Source organism: Catellatospora methionotrophica (genome assembly GCF_011297335.1).
In the GTDB taxonomy this organism is placed as follows: Bacteria; Actinomycetota; Actinomycetes; order Mycobacteriales; family Micromonosporaceae; genus Catellatospora; species Catellatospora methionotrophica.
On record NZ_JAAOTJ010000010.1, the window covers coordinates 26,396 to 44,020 of the forward strand.

Sequence of the window (17,625 nt, forward strand, 5' to 3'; positions counted from 1 at the left end):
GATGAGTTCGATCCGCAAAAAGTGATCCAGATAGGCCAACGTCTATGCAAAACGGGTCGTTGGCGCGGCGCGCGCCGGGGTGGGGCAGGGGCTGAGGGTCGGTGGGTAGGGTGGGCGGGACCGTTGACCGTTTACCGCTGGGAGCCGCTCGATGCAGCCGACGACCGTCACCGACCTGCCCGCCCTGCTCGGTGGGAACGCGGTGGCCGGAGTTGATCGTCCGCTGCTGACCTACTGCGACGACGCCACCGGCGAGCGCACCGAACTGTCCGCCGCCGAGCTCGGCGGGCTGGCCGCGCAGACGGCCGGGCTGCTGCGGCAGGACTGCGGCCTGGACACCGGCTCGCGGGTGGCGGTGCTGCTCCCGCCGCACTGGCAGACCGCCGCGGTGCTGCTGGGCGCGTGGTCGATCGGGGCGGCCGTCTCCTTCCGCCCGTGGGCGACCGCGGGTCTCGCGCCGGTCGGGGTGGGCGAGAACGACCCGCTCGACGTGCTGTTCGTCAGCCGTAAGCGGATGGACAGCTGGCTGGAGCAGGTGCCCGAGGCGCGGCACCGCTACGTGCTCGGCCTCGCCCCGGGTGGCGCGCCGCTCGACGCGGTGCCGGACGGCTACCGGGACTTCGTCGCCGACGCCGGACGCCACCCGGCGCACCTGCCCGCGTACGGCGGGATCGGCAGCGCGGACGCCGCGAGCCCCGACGGCACCACCTACCGGCAGTGGGGCGGGCTGGCGCAGGGGGTCGCCGACCAGCTCGGCCTGCGTGCGGGCGACAAGCTGCTGGTCGACGTGGCCAAGCACGAGCAGCCCGTGATGTGGCTGCTGACGCCGCTGGCGGCGGGGGCGTCCGTGGTGCTGTGCGCCAACCTGGACCGCGCGAACCTCGACGCCCGGATCGCCGCCGAGGGCATCACCCGCGTCATCTGAGCGGCCGTCGCGGCGGCCGGGTGAGCCGCCGCGACGCGGCACTCAGTTCAGCAGCGCGTTGACGATCAGCGTGGCGTTGTCCTCGTGCTTGGCGTACGCGTCGGGGAACGCCGAGATCTGCACGGACTGGGCGGCGCGGGTCAGCGACATGTCCTCCCAGTCGTCGATCTGCACGAGGCGCCGGAAGAACGCGCCCGCCGCGTACTGCGGCTGCATGATCTCCTCGACGGAGCCCCAGCTGCCGCTGGCGCGCTGCTGGAACAGGCCGATGGAGTCGTGGTCGGAACCGGTGCCCTGGTGCGGGTAGTTCAGCGACTCGGGCACGACGTGGCTGGCCACGTTGTAGAGGCGGCTCTCCTGCATGGCGGTGGCCACGCCGACGATCATCGCCCACTTGGTCAGGCCCATGGACTGCGCCTTCTTGACGATCGCGGCGGCGTTGTCCATCTGCTGGCGGTCCATGCCGGCGACCAGCTGCACGACCCGTACCACCGGCTTGGGTTTCGGCTTCGGCTTCGGCTTCGGTTGGGGTTTCGGTTTGGGTTTCGGCTTGACCACGGGCGCGCTGGGCTTGGCGGCCCGCAGCTGCGGCATGCGGTGCAGCAGGGCGCTGCTGGTCACGTCGCTGGCGGCGAGCATGGCGGGGGAGGCCACGTTGCCGGGCAGCAGCCCGGAGGCGGTCGGCGGTTCGACGACGACCGGCCGGGCGTTGCCGGACAGGATCGCCACCACGCCGACTCCGGCGAGTGCCGCGGTCGTGAGTACGGGCGCGAGCAGGCGGCGCGCCCCGGCCCGCGGGCGGCGGTGACGGGCCTGCCAGACGTCGTCGCGACGGTGCCGGCCGGTGGCGGGGGAGTCGGCGGTGCGATCGGAACGAAGGTGTTGCTGATCACGGGGGGTATGCGGGGGCATTGGCCGATATTAAGAAGGCATAAGCCCAGGTAAAAGGGGGTGCTGTTAGATTTCTCCCAGGGTGGGGCTGATTTAGCCCGAATTGCTGGCACTTGTTCTCAAGATTGTTTCTGACCTGGGGTTATGTGAGCCCCGTTCGTGCTGGTGGAAGCCCGATCGGCTGAGCCGTCACCGGCCTGCGCCGTACCGCGCGCACCGGGCACTAGCATCGGCCGGGTGACGCAGACCCTGCACGCCGATGCCGTACGCCTGCTGACCGGGTGGCAGCCGCCCGCCGACGCGGAGGCCGACCTCGCCCAGACGCTAACCCTGCTGGAGCACGGGCCCGAGGTCATGGCCAAGCCGCATCCCGACGGCCACGTCACCGCCAGCGCGGTCATCGTCTCGCACGACCGCTCCCGCATCCTGCTCTGCCTGCACGGCAGGCACGACATCTGGTGCCAGCTCGGCGGCCACCTGGAGCCCGAGGACGGCGACCTCGCCGCGGCGGCCCTGCGCGAGGCCACCGAGGAGAGCGGCATCGCGGGGCTGGTCGTGGACCCGGTGCCGGTGGACGTCGACGTGCACCACGTGAACTGCGCGGGCGAGCCCAACCGGCACTACGACGTGATCTTCCTGGTGTACGCGCCGGCGGACGCGGTGGCGCAGGTCAGCGAGGAGTCCCACGAGCTCGGCTGGTTCGCCCCGGACGCGCTGCCGAGCCCGCTGGGCGCGGACACCGCACGCGTGGTGCGCAACGCCATGGCCCGGCTCGGCTGAGCCCCGCGATGAGGGTGCCGCACGAGCCGTGGCCCGCCGACGAGGCCGAGGCGCTGCGCCAGCAGCTCGCGTTGCGGGAGCGGGTCGAGCCGGGCGGGCCGTTCACCGTACGGACCGTGGCCGGGCTGGACGTGTCGTACGACGGGGAGACCGGCCGGGCCGTCGCCGCCGTCGTGGTGCTCGACCTGGCGACGCTGACCGTCGTCGAGACGGCGACCGCGACCGGGGCGGTGGCCTTCCCGTACGTGCCGGGCCTGCTGGCGTTCCGGGAGCTTCCGCTGCTGGCAGACGCGCTGGAGCGGCTGACGGTCACCCCCGACGTGCTGGTCTGCGACGGCTACGGGGTGGCCCACCCGCGCCGGTTCGGGCTGGCCTGCCACCTGGGCGTGCTCACCGGGCTGCCCGCGTTTCGGGGTGGCCAAGACGCCGTTCACGGCCGCGTTCGCCGCACCGGGGCCGGTCCGGGGCGACTGGTCCCCGCTGACCGAGGACGGCGACGTGCTGGGGCGGGTGCTGCGCACCCAGCCGAAGGTGAAACCGGTCTTCGTCTCCGTCGGGCACCGCGTCGACCTGGACACGGCCACCGCGCTGACCCTGACGCTGTCGCCGCGGTTCCGGCTGCCCGAGACGACCAGGCAGGCCGATCAGATCTCCCGGCGGCTGCTCGGCGGATTGCCGGCGACCCGCTGACGGCAGTGGGTGACGCGGCTCACCGGGTGCCCGACATGAGTGAGTCCATCGTCACCGGCAAGGGTGCCGCCGAGCACGTCGGGGCTGCTGGGCGGGCCGTGTTCGGGCAGCTCACCGTGTGACGCGAGGGGCGGTCGGGGCCGCCGGGACGTGTTCTGCACCGCCTGGAGGCCCTCTGCCTGATCGGCGTCCGGACGGACCGGGCAGAATGGGAGCATCAAACCTAGGGGCGGAGGATGTGTCGTGGCTGAACTGCGCTGCGTGGTCGCGGTGGACGGGCCTTCGGGCTCGGGCAAGTCGACGGTGTCGCGCCGGCTGGCACGCCGCCTGGACGCACGCTACCTCGACACCGGCGCGATGTACCGGGCGCTGACCTGGGCCGTGCTGCAGGCCGGGGTGGACCTCACCGACCCCGACGGTATCGCCAAGGTGGCCGTCGACTGCGAGCTGCTCATCATGACCGACCCCGAGCACCCCTCGATCAGCGTCAACGGCGAGAACGTGGACGCCCCGATCCGCGGCGGCGAGGTCACCGCGGCCGTGTCCGCCGTGTCCGCGGTGCCGTTCGTCCGGCAGGTGCTCACCGCCCGCCAGCGCGCGATCATCGAGGAGTCGGACCGGATCGTCGTCGAGGGCCGCGACATCGGCACCGTCGTCGCGCCCGACGCCGACCTCAAGGTCTTCCTGACCGCCTCCTCCGCCGAGCGGGCGCGCCGCCGCAGCGCCGAGACCGCCGGCGACCACGCTGCGACCGAGGCCGACCTGGCCCGTCGCGATCACCTGGATTCCACCCGCAAGGTCAACCCGTTGCAGCAGGCCGCCGACGCGGTGGTGCTGGACTCGACCGAGCTGGGCATCGATGAGGTTGTCAGCGAGCTGTACCGCCTGCTGACAACAAGGAAGGCAGCATGAACGAGCGCAGCGAGCGAATCATGGGCGCAGTGCTCATGGCTGCTCATGACGGTTGTGAGCGAAGCGAGGAACCGGCATGAGCAGCAACACTGAGTGGAGCGAGCTGGAGGTCGTCGAGCAGCCGACGCCGGAGGCACCTCCGGCGACGCACGTCGTCACCCCGCAGCCGGTCCTGGCGGTGGTGGGCCGCCCGAACGTGGGCAAGTCGACCCTCGTCAACCGCATCATCGGCCGCCGCCAGGCGGTGGTCGAGGACATCCCCGGCGTGACCCGGGACCGGGTGGCATACGACGCCAACTGGGCCGGGCGCAAGTTCACCGTCGTGGACACCGGCGGCTGGGAGCCCGACGCCAAGGACCGCGCCGCGGCCATCGCCGCGCAGGCCGAGGCCGCCATCGCCGCCGCCGACGTGGTGCTGTTCGTGGTCGACTCGTCCATCGGCGCGACCGACGAGGACGCCGCCGCGGTGAAGATGCTGCGCCGCAGCTCCAAGCCGGTGCTGCTGGTCGCCAACAAGGCCGACAACCAGAACATGGAGTACGAGGTCCACGCGCTGTGGTCGCTCGGCCTGGGCCAGCCCTGGCCCGTGTCGGCGCTGCACGGCCGCGGCTCGGGTGACCTGCTCGACGCGGTGCTCGCCGCGTTCCCGAAGCAGGCCCCGCTGGAGGACCACGTGCCCGGCCCGCGCGGCCCGCGCCGCGTGGCCCTGGTCGGCCGCCCCAACGTCGGCAAGTCCAGCCTGCTCAACCGGCTCGCCCGGGAGGAGCGCTCGGTCGTCGACTCCGTCGCCGGCACCACCGTCGACCCGGTCGACTCCCTGGTCGTCATCGGCGGCGAGACCTGGCAGTTCGTCGACACCGCGGGCCTGCGCAAGCGCGTCGGCAAGGCCAGCGGCACGGAGTACTTCGCCTCGCTGCGCACCGCCGCCGCGATCGAGACCTCCGAGGTCACCGTCGTGCTGCTGGACTCCAGCGAGGTCATCAGCGAGCAGGACCAGCGCCTGCTGTCGATGGTGTCCGAGGCCGGCCGCGGCGTGGTGCTCGCCTTCAACAAGTGGGACCTGGTCGACGCCGACCGGCGGCACTACCTGGACAAGGAGATCGACCGGGAGCTCAAGCGGATCCCGTGGGCGCTGCGCGTCAACATCTCCGCGCTGACCGGCCGTGCCGTCGAGAAGCTCGCCCCCGCGCTGCGCCAGGCCCTGGTCAGCTGGGAGAAGCGCATCCCGACCGGCCAGCTCAACCAGTGGCTGACCGCGCTGGTGCAGGCGACCCCGCACCCGGTGCGTGGTGGCCGTGCCCCGCGCATCCTGTTCGCCACCCAGCCCAGCATCTCGCCGCCGAAGTTCGTGCTGTTCACGACGCAGCCGCTGGACCCCGGCTACGTCCGCTTCGTCGAGCGCAAACTCCGCGAAGAGTTCGGCTTCGAAGGCAGCCCCATCGACATCGCCGTGAAGCCCCGCAAGGAAAAGGGCCCCGGCGGCCGCGGCAAGACCCACGGCTGACCCGTATCACCTTCGATGATCGCTGTTTCGTGTCAAAACCTCGGGTTAGACCGCAGGTTCTGACCCGAAACAGCGATCATCGTCCGTAAGCGGCCCGCAGGCGGTAGCACGGCCCAGGAGGGGCGCACCCTCCGATGTGCCCTCTTGGGCGACGCGGCGTTCGTGGGCAAGGGGAGCTGCGGACGGTACTGTCAGTACATGATTCACATCGATGAGTCGGCGCCGCAGGTGTCGGCGGTGCGGCTGGCCTTTCCGGCGCACCGCTACCGCCAGGAGGAGATCGTCGCCGAGTTCACCGCGATGTGCCTGCCCGGCGAGCATCCCGGGCGTGAGGTGTTCGCCCGTTTCGGCCGGACCACCGGCGTGCAGACCCGCAACCTGGCGCTGCCCCTGGACCGGTACGCCAAGCTCAGCGGGTTCACCGAGGCCAACGACGCGTTCATCGAGGTGGCCCAGGAACTGGGCGAGGCCGCGCTGCGCGAGGCGCTGGACGCGGCCGGGGTGCGCCCCGACGAGGTCGATCTCATCGCGACCACCAGCGTCACCGGCCTGGCCGTGCCGTCTCTGGACGCGCGCCTGGCGGCACGGGTCGGCCTGCGCCCGGACGTGAAGCGGCTGCCGCTGTTCGGGCTGGGCTGCGTGGCGGGCGCGGCGGGCGTGGCCCGGCTGCACGACTACCTGCGCTCCTTTCCCGACCAGGTGGCGGTGCTGCTCGCGGTGGAGCTGTGCTCGCTGACCGTGCAGCAGCAGGACACCACACCGGCCAACCTGGTCGCCTCCAGCCTGTTCGGCGACGGCGCGGCCGCGGTCGTGATGGTCGGCGGGCAGCGCGCCACCGCGCAGCCGGGACGGCCGCGCGTGCTGGCCACCCGCAGCCGCCTCTACCCCGACACCGAGCAGGTGATGGGCTGGCGCATCGGGTCCACCGGCTTCCAGATCGTGCTGTCCAACGAGGTCGCCCCGATCGCCGAGCGTTTCCTCGGCGGCGACGTGCGCGGATTCCTGGCCGATCACGACGTCGACGAGACCGACGTGGCCACGTGGATCTGCCATCCCGGCGGGCCGAAGGTCATCGACACCATCGAGAAGATCCTCGACCTGCCGCCCGAGGCGCTGCAGCCGACGCGCCGGTCGCTGGCCGGGCGCGGCAACCTGTCGTCGGTGTCGGTGCTGGACGTGCTGCACGAGGCGATGGCCGCCCCGCCCCGCGAAGACCAGCCCGGACTCATGATCGCCATGGGGCCGGGGTTCTGCTCCGAACTCGTTCTGCTGGGGTGGTGAGCGTGCTCGCGTACACGCTGCTGATCGTGGCGGTGGCCGCCGAACGCCTGGTGGAGCTGGTGGTGTCCAAGCGCCACGCGGCCTGGGCGCTGGCCAGCGGGGGCCGCGAGTTCGGGCGCGGGCACTACCCGTACATGGTGGCGCTGCACACGGCCCTGCTGGTCGGCTGCCTGGCCGAGGTGTGGCTGCTGGACCGGCCGTTCCTGCCCGTGCTCGGCTGGACCATGCTGGCCCTCGTCGCCGCGAGCCAGGCCCTGCGCTGGTGGTGCGTGACGACCCTGGGCAGGCGGTGGAACACCCTGGTCATCGTGGTGCCGGGGCTGCCGCTGGTGGACCGCGGGCCCTACCGCTGGCTCAAGCACCCCAACTATCTGGCCGTCGTCGTCGAGGGCTTCGCGCTGCCGCTGGTGCACTCCGCGTGGCTGACCGCGCTCACCTTCACCCTGCTCAACTTCGTCCTGCTGGCCGTGCGCATCCGGGTGGAGGACGCCGCGCTGGCCGAGGCCACGGCGTGAGCTTCGACGCCGACCTGCTGGTCGCCGGGGGTGGCCCGGCGGGGCTGGCGACGGCCCTGCTGGCGCGGCAAGCCGGGATGTCGGTGGCGGTCGTCGAGCCGCGCGCCGACCCCATCGACAAGGCCTGCGGCGAGGGCCTGATGCCCGGCGGGCTGGCCAGGCTGCTGGCCCTGGGCGTCGACCCGGCCGGGGTGCCGCTGCACGGCATCGCCTATCGCGCCGGGCGGCGCTGCGCCCACGCCCGCTTCGCGGCCGGACCGGGCCGCGGCGTGCGCCGCACCACCCTGCAGGCCGCGTTGCGCGAACGCGCCGCACAGGCCGGGATCGCGTGGATCACCGGCCGCGTCGCCGACCTGCGGCAGGACGCCCACGGCGTCGAAGCGGCGGGCGTACGCGCCCGCTGGCTGGTCGGCGCCGACGGCCTGCACTCGCGGGTACGCCGGGAGGCCGGCATCGCGTCGGCGGCCGGTGCCCCGGCCCGTTTCGGGCAGCGGCGGCACTATCCCGTCGCGCCCTGGTCGGACCTGGTCGAGGTGTGGTGGTCGCCGCACGCCGAGGCCTACGTGACCCCGGTCGCGCCCGGCCTGGTCGGGGTCGCGATCCTGCACCGCCGCTCCGGGCTGGGCTACGAGACGCTGCTCGACGGGTTCCCCGAGCTCAGACAGCGGCTCGGCGACGCGCCCGCCGGTCCGGTGCGCGGTGCGGGGCCGCTGCGCCGTACGGTCGCCGCGCGGGTGCGGGGCCGGGTGCTGCTGGTCGGCGACGCGGCGGGCTACGAGGACGCGCTCACCGGCGAGGGGGTCAGCCTCGCCCTGAACCAGGCCGAGGCGGCGGTGTCCGCGCTGGTCAGCGGCGACCTCGCCGGATACGAGACGCAGTGGCGGCGGCGTACCCGCACCTACCGCCTGCTCACCCGCGCCCTGGTGCTGGCGACCTCGGCCCGGCCGGTGCGCGGCGCGGTGGTGCCGCTGTGCGTCGCTGTCCCGCCGCTGTTCCGCGGCGCGGTCAACGTGCTGGCGGGATAGGCGTCACCGTGTCGCCGCCGGGGGTCGCGCCGGACTCTCGGATACGGTGTGGGACATGCTAAGCGGCTTCAGAAACTTCATCATGCGCGGCAACGTCATCGACCTCGCGGTCGGTGTGGTCATCGGCGCGGCCTTCACCGGCCTGGTCACCTCGTTCACGGACTCGTTCCTCAAACCCGTGATCAACCTGGTCGGCGCGGGCGGCGACAAGGTCGGCGGCGAGTGGAGGATCGGTGACGACAGCGTCATCGCCTGGGGCGCGTTCCTCAACGCGGCGATCACATTCGCGCTCACCGCCGCGGTGCTGTACTTCCTCGTCGTGCTGCCCATGAACAAACTCGCCGAGCGGCGCAACCGGGGCGTCGAGCCCGAGCCCAAGCCGGTGACCGAGGACATCCGGCTGCTCACCGAGATCCGTGACGCGCTGGTCGCGGCCCGGGTGCCCGCGCAGGCCGTCCGCCAGGACGGCGACCAGCCCGCCGAGCGCTGAGTCAGCAGGCGGGCGGCGCACCGCCGCCCGCCCTCACGGTCCGGTGAGCAGAGAGAGCGCGAGCACGTCCGGCATGTCGGGGTTGTCGAACGGCGGCGGACGCAGCAGCACGTACGCGGTCGGATGCCGCACCACGAACCCGCTGACGTTCTCCTCCCGCGCGTCGGTGGGCAGCGGCTCGGACCACAGGTTGCGGCCGGTCGCCGGTTCGACCGCGGCGATGCTCTGCTGGGCCACCACGTAGCACAGCCTGCCGTCCTGCGCGGGGGCCAGCCGGCCGCCGCGCGCCTGGATGCTCCAGCGTTCCACGCCCGTGTCGGTGCGGAACCCGTAGATGCGGTCCGCGGCCATCAGCACCGTGTCGCCGATCAGTTCGACACTGGTCACCGGCTTCTGCCAGGGCTTGCTCCACCGGGTCGTACCGTCGGACAGGCGGATCACCCGCACGTCGCCGCCCTCGCGCAGCAGCAGGTGCGTGGTGCCCAGCCGGGCCTCGACGGCCTCCCAGGCGTCCTCCGGCGGCCCGCCGTCCGGGCCGCCGGGCCCACCCGGTCCGCCACCGGGTCCGCCGGGCCCGCCCCGGCCGCCGTCCTGTGGCGGCGGCGCGAGCTTGTGCGTCACCTGCCACTTCTGCTTGCCGGTCGCCGCCTCGCGCAGCGTGATCCACACCGTGCCGTTGCGCTCCTGGCGGGTGACCAGCCACGACATGTCGGCGACCAGCGGTGATTCGATCACGTCCTGCCGCCACACGGAGGCGCCGACCCGGTTGAACGCGCGTACCGAGTCGGGCAGCCCGACGAAGGCCCGGTCGGGGGCGAGCGCGACGTCGGCCACCGTCCCGCCCGCGTCGACGGCGGAGAACTCCACGTTGCCGGTCTCGTTCTGCACCCGCCACAGCCGGCTGTCCACACTGACCAGCACGGCCGGTCCCCAGTCGCGCACGGCGACCGGCTCGGCGTCGATCCGTACGCTCCAGGCCTGGTTCTGGCCCGGACCGGGCGGGTCGGTGGCGAACACGCGCGGCCCGTCGGTGCCGATCAGCCGCCCGCCGTCGGTCACCACGCGGCGCAGCGGTCCGGGTGCCATGCCCGAGTTGGCCCGCCAGCGCAGCGCACCCGGCCGCAGCGGGCCGGTCGGCGACGCCGATGCCGGACCGGTCGGGTCCGGGCCGGCCGGGGTGCCCGTGCCGCCGCGGGTGACCGCCCACGCGCCGCCCGCGGCCAGGCCGAGCACGCCGAGCACGGCGCCCGCCACCACCGGCCGCCGCTGCCAGACCTTCGGGGTGCCCCAGGTCGGCGCGGGCTGCTCCAGGACCGGCGGCTGCTCGCCGCTGGGCAGCGCGATCAGCGGCTGGAACCAGCCGGGCGTCGGCGTCGACACCCCCGTGCCGATGAGGATGCGGGACAGTTCCTTGGCGGTGGGCCGGTCCTGCGGGCGCAGGCTGATGCAGCGCACCACGAAGGGGCGCAGCTGCACCGGCAGCGCGGCCAGGTCGAACCGGCCCTGGGTGACCTGGTTGATCTGCTCGAACATGCTGCCGCCGTTGATCAGGGTGCGGCCGGTGGCGGCGAAGAACAGCGTCGCGCCCAGGGAGAAGATGTCGCCCGGCGAACCGGCGTCCTCGCCCTGGATGCGCTCGGGGGCCATGTACGACGGGGTGCCGACGTTGACGCCGGTGGTCATCCGTTCGGCGTCGTTGGCCAGCGCGATGCCGAAGTCGATGATGTGCGGGCCGGTGTCGTCGAGCAGGATGTTGGCCGGTTTCAGGTCACGGTGCACCAGGCCCGCCCGGTGGATCGAGGCCAGCGCCTCGGCCAGGCCGGTGGCCAGGGTGAGCACGGCGGTGACCGACAGCGGGCCGCTGGAGCGCACCCGCTGCTCCACACTCGGCCCCTCGATGTACGTGGTGGCCAGCCAGGGCGACTCGGTCTCGGTGTCGGCGTCCACCACCGCGGCGGTGAACAGCGGGTTCACCAGGCGCGCGGCCGCCACCTCGCGGCTGAACCGGCGCCGGAACATCGGGTCGGCCGCCAGCTCGGGGCGGATCACCTTGATGGCCACGTACCGGCCGCTCGGCGACTGTCCGAGGTAGACGCGGCCCATGCCGCCGCCGCCGAGTACGCCGACCAGCCGGTACGTTGCTACGGAGTGCGGGTCGGTGGTTCCCAGCGGCCTCATACGACCCCTTAAGTCGGCTCCCAGTTACGTTCCCGCGCGGCATACTATCGCCGTCGATCCTCGGCGGGCGGTTCGACACCACATACAACAGTCGTGATCGGATTTGCCGTCTGGGAGAGCTTCGGGAGTCATCATGCCCTGCCGTCCCGTCGGCCGACCAGCCAGGGTAGCGAATCCCGTGGATTGGTACCCGTGTTCGAAGCGGGTATAGAATCCCTGGTCATGGCGCACGTACACCAACCGTCGATCTTTGATCTTGATGAGCGGGCGACCCTGGGCCCGCTGGCCGGGGCGGTCACCCGGCACCCGCTGGCCCGCGGTGCCTGGGTCGACCACCTGCCCGGCTGGGTGCACGGCTCCGAAGACGTGCTCGGCGCGCTGCTGGAACAGGTCGACTGGCGCGCCGAACGGCGCGAGATGTACGAGCGCGAAGTCGACGTGCCCCGGCTGCTGCGCTGGTACGGCCCCGACGAGACGCTGCCGCACCCGGCGCTGACCGAGGCCCGCACCGCCCTGAACGAGCACTACGCCGCCGAACTGGGCGAGCCGTTCGTCTCGGCGGGCATGTGCCTCTACCGCGACGGCCGCGACAGCGTGGCCTGGCACGGCGACACCATCGGCCGTGGCTCGCACACCGACACCATGGTCGCCATCGTGTCCTTCGGCGAGCCCCGGCCCCTGCTGCTGCGCCCGCGCGGCGGCGGCGAGTCCAGCATCCGCTTCCCGCTCGGCCACGGCGACCTGATCGTGATGGGCGGCTCCTGCCAGCGCACCTGGGAGCACTGCGTCCCGAAGACGGCCCGCCACGTCGGGCCGCGGGTCAGCGTCCAGTTCCGCCCGGTGAACGTGGCCTGACCCGCCAGCCGTCACCCCGGCGGGCGGGGGTTCAGCCCTGCGTGCCCATGCCGAGGCGTTCGCGAAGCTTGCCGCGCCGGTCCTCCAGCACCTCGATCAGCGCCTCCTGTTCCTCCGCACTGCTGATCAGCAGTGCCGTGTCGCCCGGATCGACCGGCCCGTCCTCGCGGTTGCCGACCTCCTCGCGGATCTGCCGCGCCTGACCCCGCAACTCGGCGATCATCGCGTCGACCTGCTCCAGCTCACGCCGCATCGCATTCTCGTCACCCATGCGTTCATTGTCGGCTTCCGGCCACCCGCACAGGCCGCTTCCACCACGCCGACACGCGAGCCACCCGGACCCGAACCCGTCCCAGGGGGCGCGACGGGGCTTCTGCGGGGCGGTGGAGTGATCCATACTGCGGCGGTGACCATGCCGCCGGACAATCTGCTCGCGTTCCTTCGTGAATGCGGGGTCGCCCTGTGCCTGGCCGGGGAGACGGCCAACCGCATCCCGGAGGAGCTGGTCGCGCTCGCGGACGCGTACGGGGTCGGCGACGTCGAGTTCCTGGTCGTGCCGACGGGGGTGTTCGTCCGGGCGGGCAGCGAGGGCGGGGTCACCGTCGACTTCGCCAACGCCGACGGCCCGCCGCTGCGCCTGGACCAGGTGGCCCGGCTGTACACGCTGTTCGAGCAGGTCAAAGCCCATCCCATCCCGCCCGCCGAGGGCATCGAGCGGGTGCAGGACATCATCGACGCGCCGCCGCGCTTCAACGCGCTCGTCACCGTGTTCGGCCACGGCGTGCTGACGGTCGGTATCGGCCTGCTGTTCGTCCGCGACGGCCGGGCCCTGATCAGCCTCGCCCTGCTCGGGCTGCTGGTCGGGGTGCTGCGGCTGCTGGCCGACCGGGTGCAGGTGCTGTCGTTGGCGCTGCCGGTGGCCGCCGCGATGCTGGTCACGGTGCTGGCCTACCGGTACAGCCCCGAGCTGGGGGCCGACCCGGCCAGCCTGCTGATCCCGCCGCTGGCCACGTTCCTGCCCGGGGCGGCGCTGACGCTCGGCGCGCAGGAGATGGTCACCCGGTCCATCATCAGCGGCGCGAGCCGCCTGGTGTCCAGCGTGTACGTGCTGCTCCTGCTGACCTTCGGCATCTACGCCGGGATGCAGATCGCCGGGCCCGCCCAGGGCCTGCCCGAGACCGAGCCGCTGGGCGTATGGGCGCCGTGGGTCGGGGTGCTGGTCTTCGGCGTCGGCATCTACCTCAACAGCTCCGCGCCGCCCCGGTCGCTGCCGTGGCTGCTGGTCACGCTCGTCATCGCGTACGCCGGACAGTTTCTCGCCGGGCTGTGGGCCGGCGGCCTGTTCGCGGCCTTCGCGGGCGGCCTGCTGATCGTGCCGCTGGCCAACGCGGTGCAGCGCCTGCACGGCCCGCCCGCCCAGGTCGTCTTCCTGCCCTCGTTCTGGCTGCTGGTCCCCGGCGCGCTCAGCCTCGTCGGCGTCACCGGCGTCACGGGCCTGGTCGAACTCTCCGACACCGGCCGCTCGAACCTGGTCACAGCCTTCCTGACCGTCGTCGCCGTCTCCCTCGGCGTCCTCGTCGGCTCCAGCCTCCTCTCCAACGTCACCGCCACCTCCCGCCTCCTGACCTCCCGCTCCACCTGACCCACCCCGCTCGACGGGTGCGGCCCGACCCCGTTTGTCATAGACGCTGGCCTATTACATCGACTCAGACGAGATCAAACTCGATGTAATAGGCCAGTGTCTATGCAAAAGCGGGTCGCGGACGTGCCGCGCACGGGGCGAGTCGTGGGAGTGGTCAGCCGCCGAGCTGCCCGACGTCCGTGATCGTGACGACGGCCTGGCCCTGCTCATCGGAGGCGGCCAGATCGACCTCCGCACTGATGCCCCAGTCGTGGTGGCCGTCCGGGTCGTCCAGGATCTGGCGTACCTTCCAGACGTCCTTGCCCTGCTCGATGATGATCCGGGCGGGGCCGCGGGCGTCCGGCCCGATCCCGATCTCGTCGTACAGCTCGAAGTACGGCTCCAGTGCCTCGCGCCACGCGGCGCTGTCCCAGCCGTCGGCGGCGTCCAGCTCGCCGAGCGCCTCCCAGCGCCTGCGGGCGGCCAGCTCGACGCGGCGGAACAGGGCGTTGCGCACCTGGACCCGGAACGCGCGCACGTTGCGGGTGACCGCGGGCGGCGCGGCCTCGACGGGAGCGTCGCCGGGGTTGCTCAGCTGCTCCCATTCGTCGAGCAGGCTGGAGTCGACCTGGCGGACCAGCTCGCCCAGCCACTCGATGACGTCGTGCAGCTCCTCGGTCTTGCTGTCCTCGGGCACGGTCTGGCGCAGCGTGCGGTACGCGTCGGCGAGGTAGCGCAGGACCAGGCCCTCGGAGCGGGTCAGGCCGTAGAAGCTGACGTACTCGGTGAAGGTCATGCCCTGCTCGAACATGTCCCGGACCACGGACTTCGGGGACAGCCGCTGGTCGTCGACCCACGGGTGGCCCTTGCGGTAGGACTCGAACGCGACCTCCAGCAGCTCCTCGAGCGGCTTGGGCCAGGTCACGTTCTCGAGCAGCGCCATGCGCTCCTCGTACTCGATGCCGTCGGCCTTCATCTGCGCCACGGCCTCGCCCTTGGCCCGGTCCTGCTGCGCGTACAGGATCTGCCGGGGGTCCTCCAGCACCGCCTCGATGATCGACACGACGTCCATGGCGTAGCCGGGGTCGTCCCTGCCGAGCAGCTCGATCGCGGCCACGGCGAACGGCGACAGCGGCTGGTTGAGCGCGAAGCCGAGCTGCAGCACGTCGGTGACCCGGATGCGGCCGTCGCCGTCCTGCTCGACGATGCCCGCGGTGCGCAGCGCCCGGTAGATCATGACGGCGCGGCGGATGTGCCTGCGGCGGGCCGTCGGCGTCTCGTGGTTGTCGGTGAGCAGGTGGCGCATGTTGGCGAACGCGTTGCCGCCGCGCTCGATGACGTTGAGCACCATCGCGTGGCTGACGTTGAAGCTGGACGTCAGCGGCTCGGGCTCGGCGGAGACCAGACGCTCGAAGGTGGGCTGCGCCCAGCCGACGAAACCCTCCGGCGGCTTCTTGCGCACCAGCTTCTTCATCTTCTTCGGGTCACCGGCGGCCTTCGCGACGGCCTTCTCGTTCTCGACCACGTGCTCGGGGGCCTGCACGATGACCGTGCCGAGCGTGTCGTAGCCGGCCCGCCCCGCGCGCCCCGCGATCTGGTGGAACTCGCGCGCCTTGAGCAGCCGCATCCGCTGCCCGTCGAACTTGTTCAGGCCGGTGAACAGCACCGTGCGGATGGGCAGGTTGATGCCGACGCCCAGGGTGTCCGTGCCGCAGATGACCTTGAGTAGCCCGGCCTGGGCGAGCTGCTCGACCAGGCGGCGGTACTTGGGCAGCATGCCCGCGTGGTGTACGCCGATGCCGTGCCGGACCAGCCGCGACAGCGTCTTGCCGAAGCCCGCCGTGAACCGGAACGTGCCGATCAGCTCGGCGATGGCGTCCTTCTCCGCGCGGGTGCTCATGTTGATGCTCATCAGCGCGCTGGCCTGCTCCAGGGCCGCGGCCTGGGTGAAGTGCACGATGTACACCGGGGCCTGCTTGGTGGACAGCAGCTCCTCGATGGTCTCGTGCAGCGGCGTGGTGACGTACGAGTGGATCAGCGGGACGGGCCGCTCGCCGGAGCTGACCACGGCGGTGGGTCGGCCGGTGCGCCGCGACAGGTCGTCGACGAACCGGGTGACGTCGCCCAGCGTGGCCGACATCAGCACGAACTGCGCGTCGGGCAGTTCGATGATCGGCACCTGCCAGGCCCAGCCCCGGTCGGGCTCGGCGTAGAAGTGGAACTCGTCCATGACGACCTGGCCGACGTCGGCGTCCGCGCCGTCGCGCAGGGCCAGGTTGGCCAGGATCTCCGCGGTGCAGCAGATGATCGGCGCGTCCGGGTTGACGGCGGCGTCGCCGGTCATCATGCCGACGTTGTCCGGGCCGAACGCGGCGCACAGCGCGAAGAACTTCTCCGAGACCAGCGCCTTGGTCGGGGCGGTGTAGAAGGTGCGCCGGTTGTCGGCCATCGCGGCGAAGTGCGCGCCGAGCGCGACCAGGCTCTTACCGGAGCCGGTCGGCGTGCTCAGGATCAGGTTCGCCCCGGAGACGATCTCGATCAGCGCGTCCTGCTGCGCCGGATACAGCGAGATGCCCTGTTCGGCCACCCAGCCGGAGAAGGCGTCGAAGAGGGAGTCGGGATCGGTGTCGCGGGGGAGGTGATCAGTGAGCGTCATGGTCCGGAAATTGTCTCACGTCGCCCGCCCGCAGCCCGGCTGCCGTGCCCGCGGAGCGTGGCGCATCCCACCTGCGGGCAGTGAGGGTGCGGCGCAGCGCGAGGGCGGCGATCAGGGAGGCCGCGCCGCACAGGGCGATCACGGCGGTGGGAGGCAGGACCTCGCCCAGGGCGCCGCCGACGGCGGCGGACAGGCCCTGCAGGGTCATGGTGCCGGTCAGGGCCAGGCCGAACGCCTGGCCGCGGGTCGCCTCCGGGACCGCGTCGAGGAACCTGCGGGCCAACCCCAGCTGGTACGCGATGCCGAAGCCGGACACCGCCAGCAGCGCCGAGGCGGTCACCGGTCCGGGCAACAGCGCGAAGCCGAGCAGCGGCGCACCGAGCAGCAGCGCGAGCGGCGCGGCCAGCCGTTCCCGGCGCTCGGGGGCGAGCAGCCGCCCGACGACCAGGTTGCCCGCGAGCATGCCCGCCGCGACGGCGGTGAACAGCAGCCCGGCCGCGTCCGGCAGGCCCGCCTCGACGGCGTACGGGACGAGCACGCCCTCCGCCCCGACCATCAGCGACGGCGGCAGCCACTGCGCCAGCAGCAGCGACCGGACCTCGGGCCGGGCCAGCAGGCTCCGGTTGACCCGCCAGGTCGCGGCGACACCCGTGCCACCGGTCCCGCCCCGGCTCGGATGATCGTCCAGCCGGAACCGGATCAGCGCGGCGGACAGCAGACACGTCACCACGGTGATCCACATCGCCCCGGCCGCGTCGACGGCCGCGATCAGGACCCCGCCGACGGCGAAGCCCAGCACCTGCGTGCCGCCCGCGGCCATGCCGAACGCGGCCCGGCCCAGCACGTACCGGTCGCCGTCGAGCAGGTCGGGCAGCAGCGCGGTGCGCGCCGACGCGGCGACGGCGCTCGGTATGCCGGTGACGAACACCAGCGCCAGCATGGCCGGGGCGGGCAGCACCCCGATCGCCAGCACCACCCCGACGACGGCCCGCAGCAGGTCGTAGCCGACCATCACGGCGCGGGGCGGCCACCGGTCGGCGTACGCCAGCAGCAGCGTCCCGCCGAGCGCGTACGGCAGGAAGCCCGACACGTACGCCAGCGCCGACAGCAGCGCCGATCCCGTTCCGGCGTACACGAGCACCGACAGCGCGAGCATGCGTACCGTCTCGCCGATCAGGAACAGCGTGTAGCCGGTGAACAGCACCCGGAACTGGCGTACGGCGAAGACCTCGCGGTAGGTGGCCTGCGGGGGCGCGGCGGTGACGGTCATGCCCGCCAGCATCACGGCCCCCGCCCGGCCTG

General features: G+C 72.5%; 15 protein-coding genes and 1 pseudogene. 11 read left to right on the plus strand and 5 right to left on the minus strand.

All coding sequences use genetic code 11. The features are described from left to right. The first annotated feature begins 151 nt into the window (after positions 1-151). Entirely contained in the window at positions 152-925 is a 774-nt protein-coding gene (locus tag HAV40_RS21980; protein ID WP_166384214.1) for a TIGR03089 family protein, read from the plus strand. A 42-nt stretch (positions 926-967) separates the two neighbouring features. Here the strand turns inward: HAV40_RS21980 and HAV40_RS21985 are convergent, their stop codons facing one another. Beyond that, on the minus strand, positions 968-1,837 hold the full coding sequence (locus tag HAV40_RS21985) for a hypothetical protein (RefSeq protein ID WP_166384216.1): 870 nt from the start codon (positions 1,835-1,837) through the stop codon (positions 968-970). A gap of 216 nt (positions 1,838-2,053) precedes the next feature. Here HAV40_RS21985 and HAV40_RS21990 point away from each other — a divergent pair, with 216 nt between their 5' ends. From HAV40_RS21990 to mscL, 8 genes and pseudogenes are all read left to right on the plus strand, one after another. Beyond that, positions 2,054-2,596, plus strand: a complete 543-nt coding sequence (locus tag HAV40_RS21990; protein ID WP_166384218.1) for an NUDIX hydrolase — start codon at positions 2,054-2,056, stop codon at positions 2,594-2,596. Positions 2,597-2,712: 116 nt separating this feature from the next. Continuing rightward, a pseudogene (locus HAV40_RS21995) lies at positions 2,713-3,286 on the plus strand (endonuclease V). A 243-nt stretch (positions 3,287-3,529) separates the two neighbouring features. After that, complete coding sequence (gene cmk / locus HAV40_RS22000; protein ID WP_239087026.1) at positions 3,530-4,198, plus strand: (d)CMP kinase; 669 nt, start codon at positions 3,530-3,532, stop codon at positions 4,196-4,198. 76 nt (positions 4,199-4,274) lie between these two features. Then, positions 4,275-5,702, plus strand: coding sequence for a ribosome biogenesis GTPase Der (gene der / locus HAV40_RS22005; RefSeq protein WP_166384220.1), 1,428 nt, complete (start codon positions 4,275-4,277; stop codon positions 5,700-5,702). A gap of 198 nt (positions 5,703-5,900) precedes the next feature. Beyond that, positions 5,901-6,983: a type III polyketide synthase gene (locus HAV40_RS22010; protein ID WP_166384222.1), complete on the plus strand. Its 1,083-nt coding sequence runs from the start codon at positions 5,901-5,903 to the stop codon at positions 6,981-6,983. Next, the gene (locus HAV40_RS22015; protein ID WP_239087025.1) at positions 6,980-7,498 is read left to right on the plus strand and encodes an isoprenylcysteine carboxyl methyltransferase family protein; all 519 of its coding nucleotides are present in this window, start codon (positions 6,980-6,982) and stop codon (positions 7,496-7,498) included. Before HAV40_RS22010 ends, HAV40_RS22015 begins: the two co-directional genes overlap by 4 nt. Beyond that, entirely contained in the window at positions 7,495-8,523 is a 1,029-nt protein-coding gene (locus HAV40_RS22020) for an NAD(P)/FAD-dependent oxidoreductase (RefSeq protein WP_166384224.1), read from the plus strand. Before HAV40_RS22015 ends, HAV40_RS22020 begins: the two co-directional genes overlap by 4 nt. Positions 8,524-8,578: 55 nt before the next feature. Beyond that, on the plus strand, positions 8,579-9,013 hold the full coding sequence (gene mscL / locus HAV40_RS22025) for a large conductance mechanosensitive channel protein MscL (RefSeq protein WP_166384226.1): 435 nt from the start codon (positions 8,579-8,581) through the stop codon (positions 9,011-9,013). Positions 9,014-9,046: 33 nt separating this feature from the next. On the opposite strand, the gene HAV40_RS22030 is transcribed toward mscL, so the two are convergent. Then, positions 9,047-11,191: a protein kinase domain-containing protein gene (locus HAV40_RS22030; protein WP_166384228.1), complete on the minus strand. Its 2,145-nt coding sequence runs from the start codon at positions 11,189-11,191 to the stop codon at positions 9,047-9,049. A gap of 222 nt (positions 11,192-11,413) precedes the next feature. Between HAV40_RS22030 and HAV40_RS22035 the strand changes: the two genes are divergently transcribed. Beyond that, complete coding sequence (locus HAV40_RS22035; RefSeq protein WP_166384230.1) at positions 11,414-12,046, plus strand: alpha-ketoglutarate-dependent dioxygenase AlkB; 633 nt, start codon at positions 11,414-11,416, stop codon at positions 12,044-12,046. Between the two features lie 31 nt (positions 12,047-12,077). Here HAV40_RS22035 and HAV40_RS22040 read toward each other — a convergent pair whose 3' ends face one another. Next, complete coding sequence (locus HAV40_RS22040; RefSeq protein WP_166384232.1) at positions 12,078-12,317, minus strand: hypothetical protein; 240 nt, start codon at positions 12,315-12,317, stop codon at positions 12,078-12,080. A gap of 141 nt (positions 12,318-12,458) precedes the next feature. Between HAV40_RS22040 and HAV40_RS22045 the strand changes: the two genes are divergently transcribed. Further along, a complete protein-coding gene (locus HAV40_RS22045) occupies positions 12,459-13,688 on the plus strand; it encodes a threonine/serine exporter family protein (RefSeq protein ID WP_239087032.1) in 1,230 nt (409 codons plus the stop codon). Positions 13,689-13,842: 154 nt separating this feature from the next. Here the strand turns inward: HAV40_RS22045 and HAV40_RS22050 are convergent, their stop codons facing one another. Beyond that, on the minus strand, positions 13,843-16,323 hold the full coding sequence (locus HAV40_RS22050) for a DEAD/DEAH box helicase (RefSeq protein ID WP_166384236.1): 2,481 nt from the start codon (positions 16,321-16,323) through the stop codon (positions 13,843-13,845). Continuing rightward, positions 16,310-17,593, minus strand: coding sequence for an MFS transporter (locus tag HAV40_RS22055; RefSeq protein ID WP_203672127.1), 1,284 nt, complete (start codon positions 17,591-17,593; stop codon positions 16,310-16,312). The genes HAV40_RS22050 and HAV40_RS22055 overlap by 14 nt, the downstream gene beginning before the upstream one ends. Between the last annotated feature and the right edge of the window lie 32 nt (positions 17,594-17,625).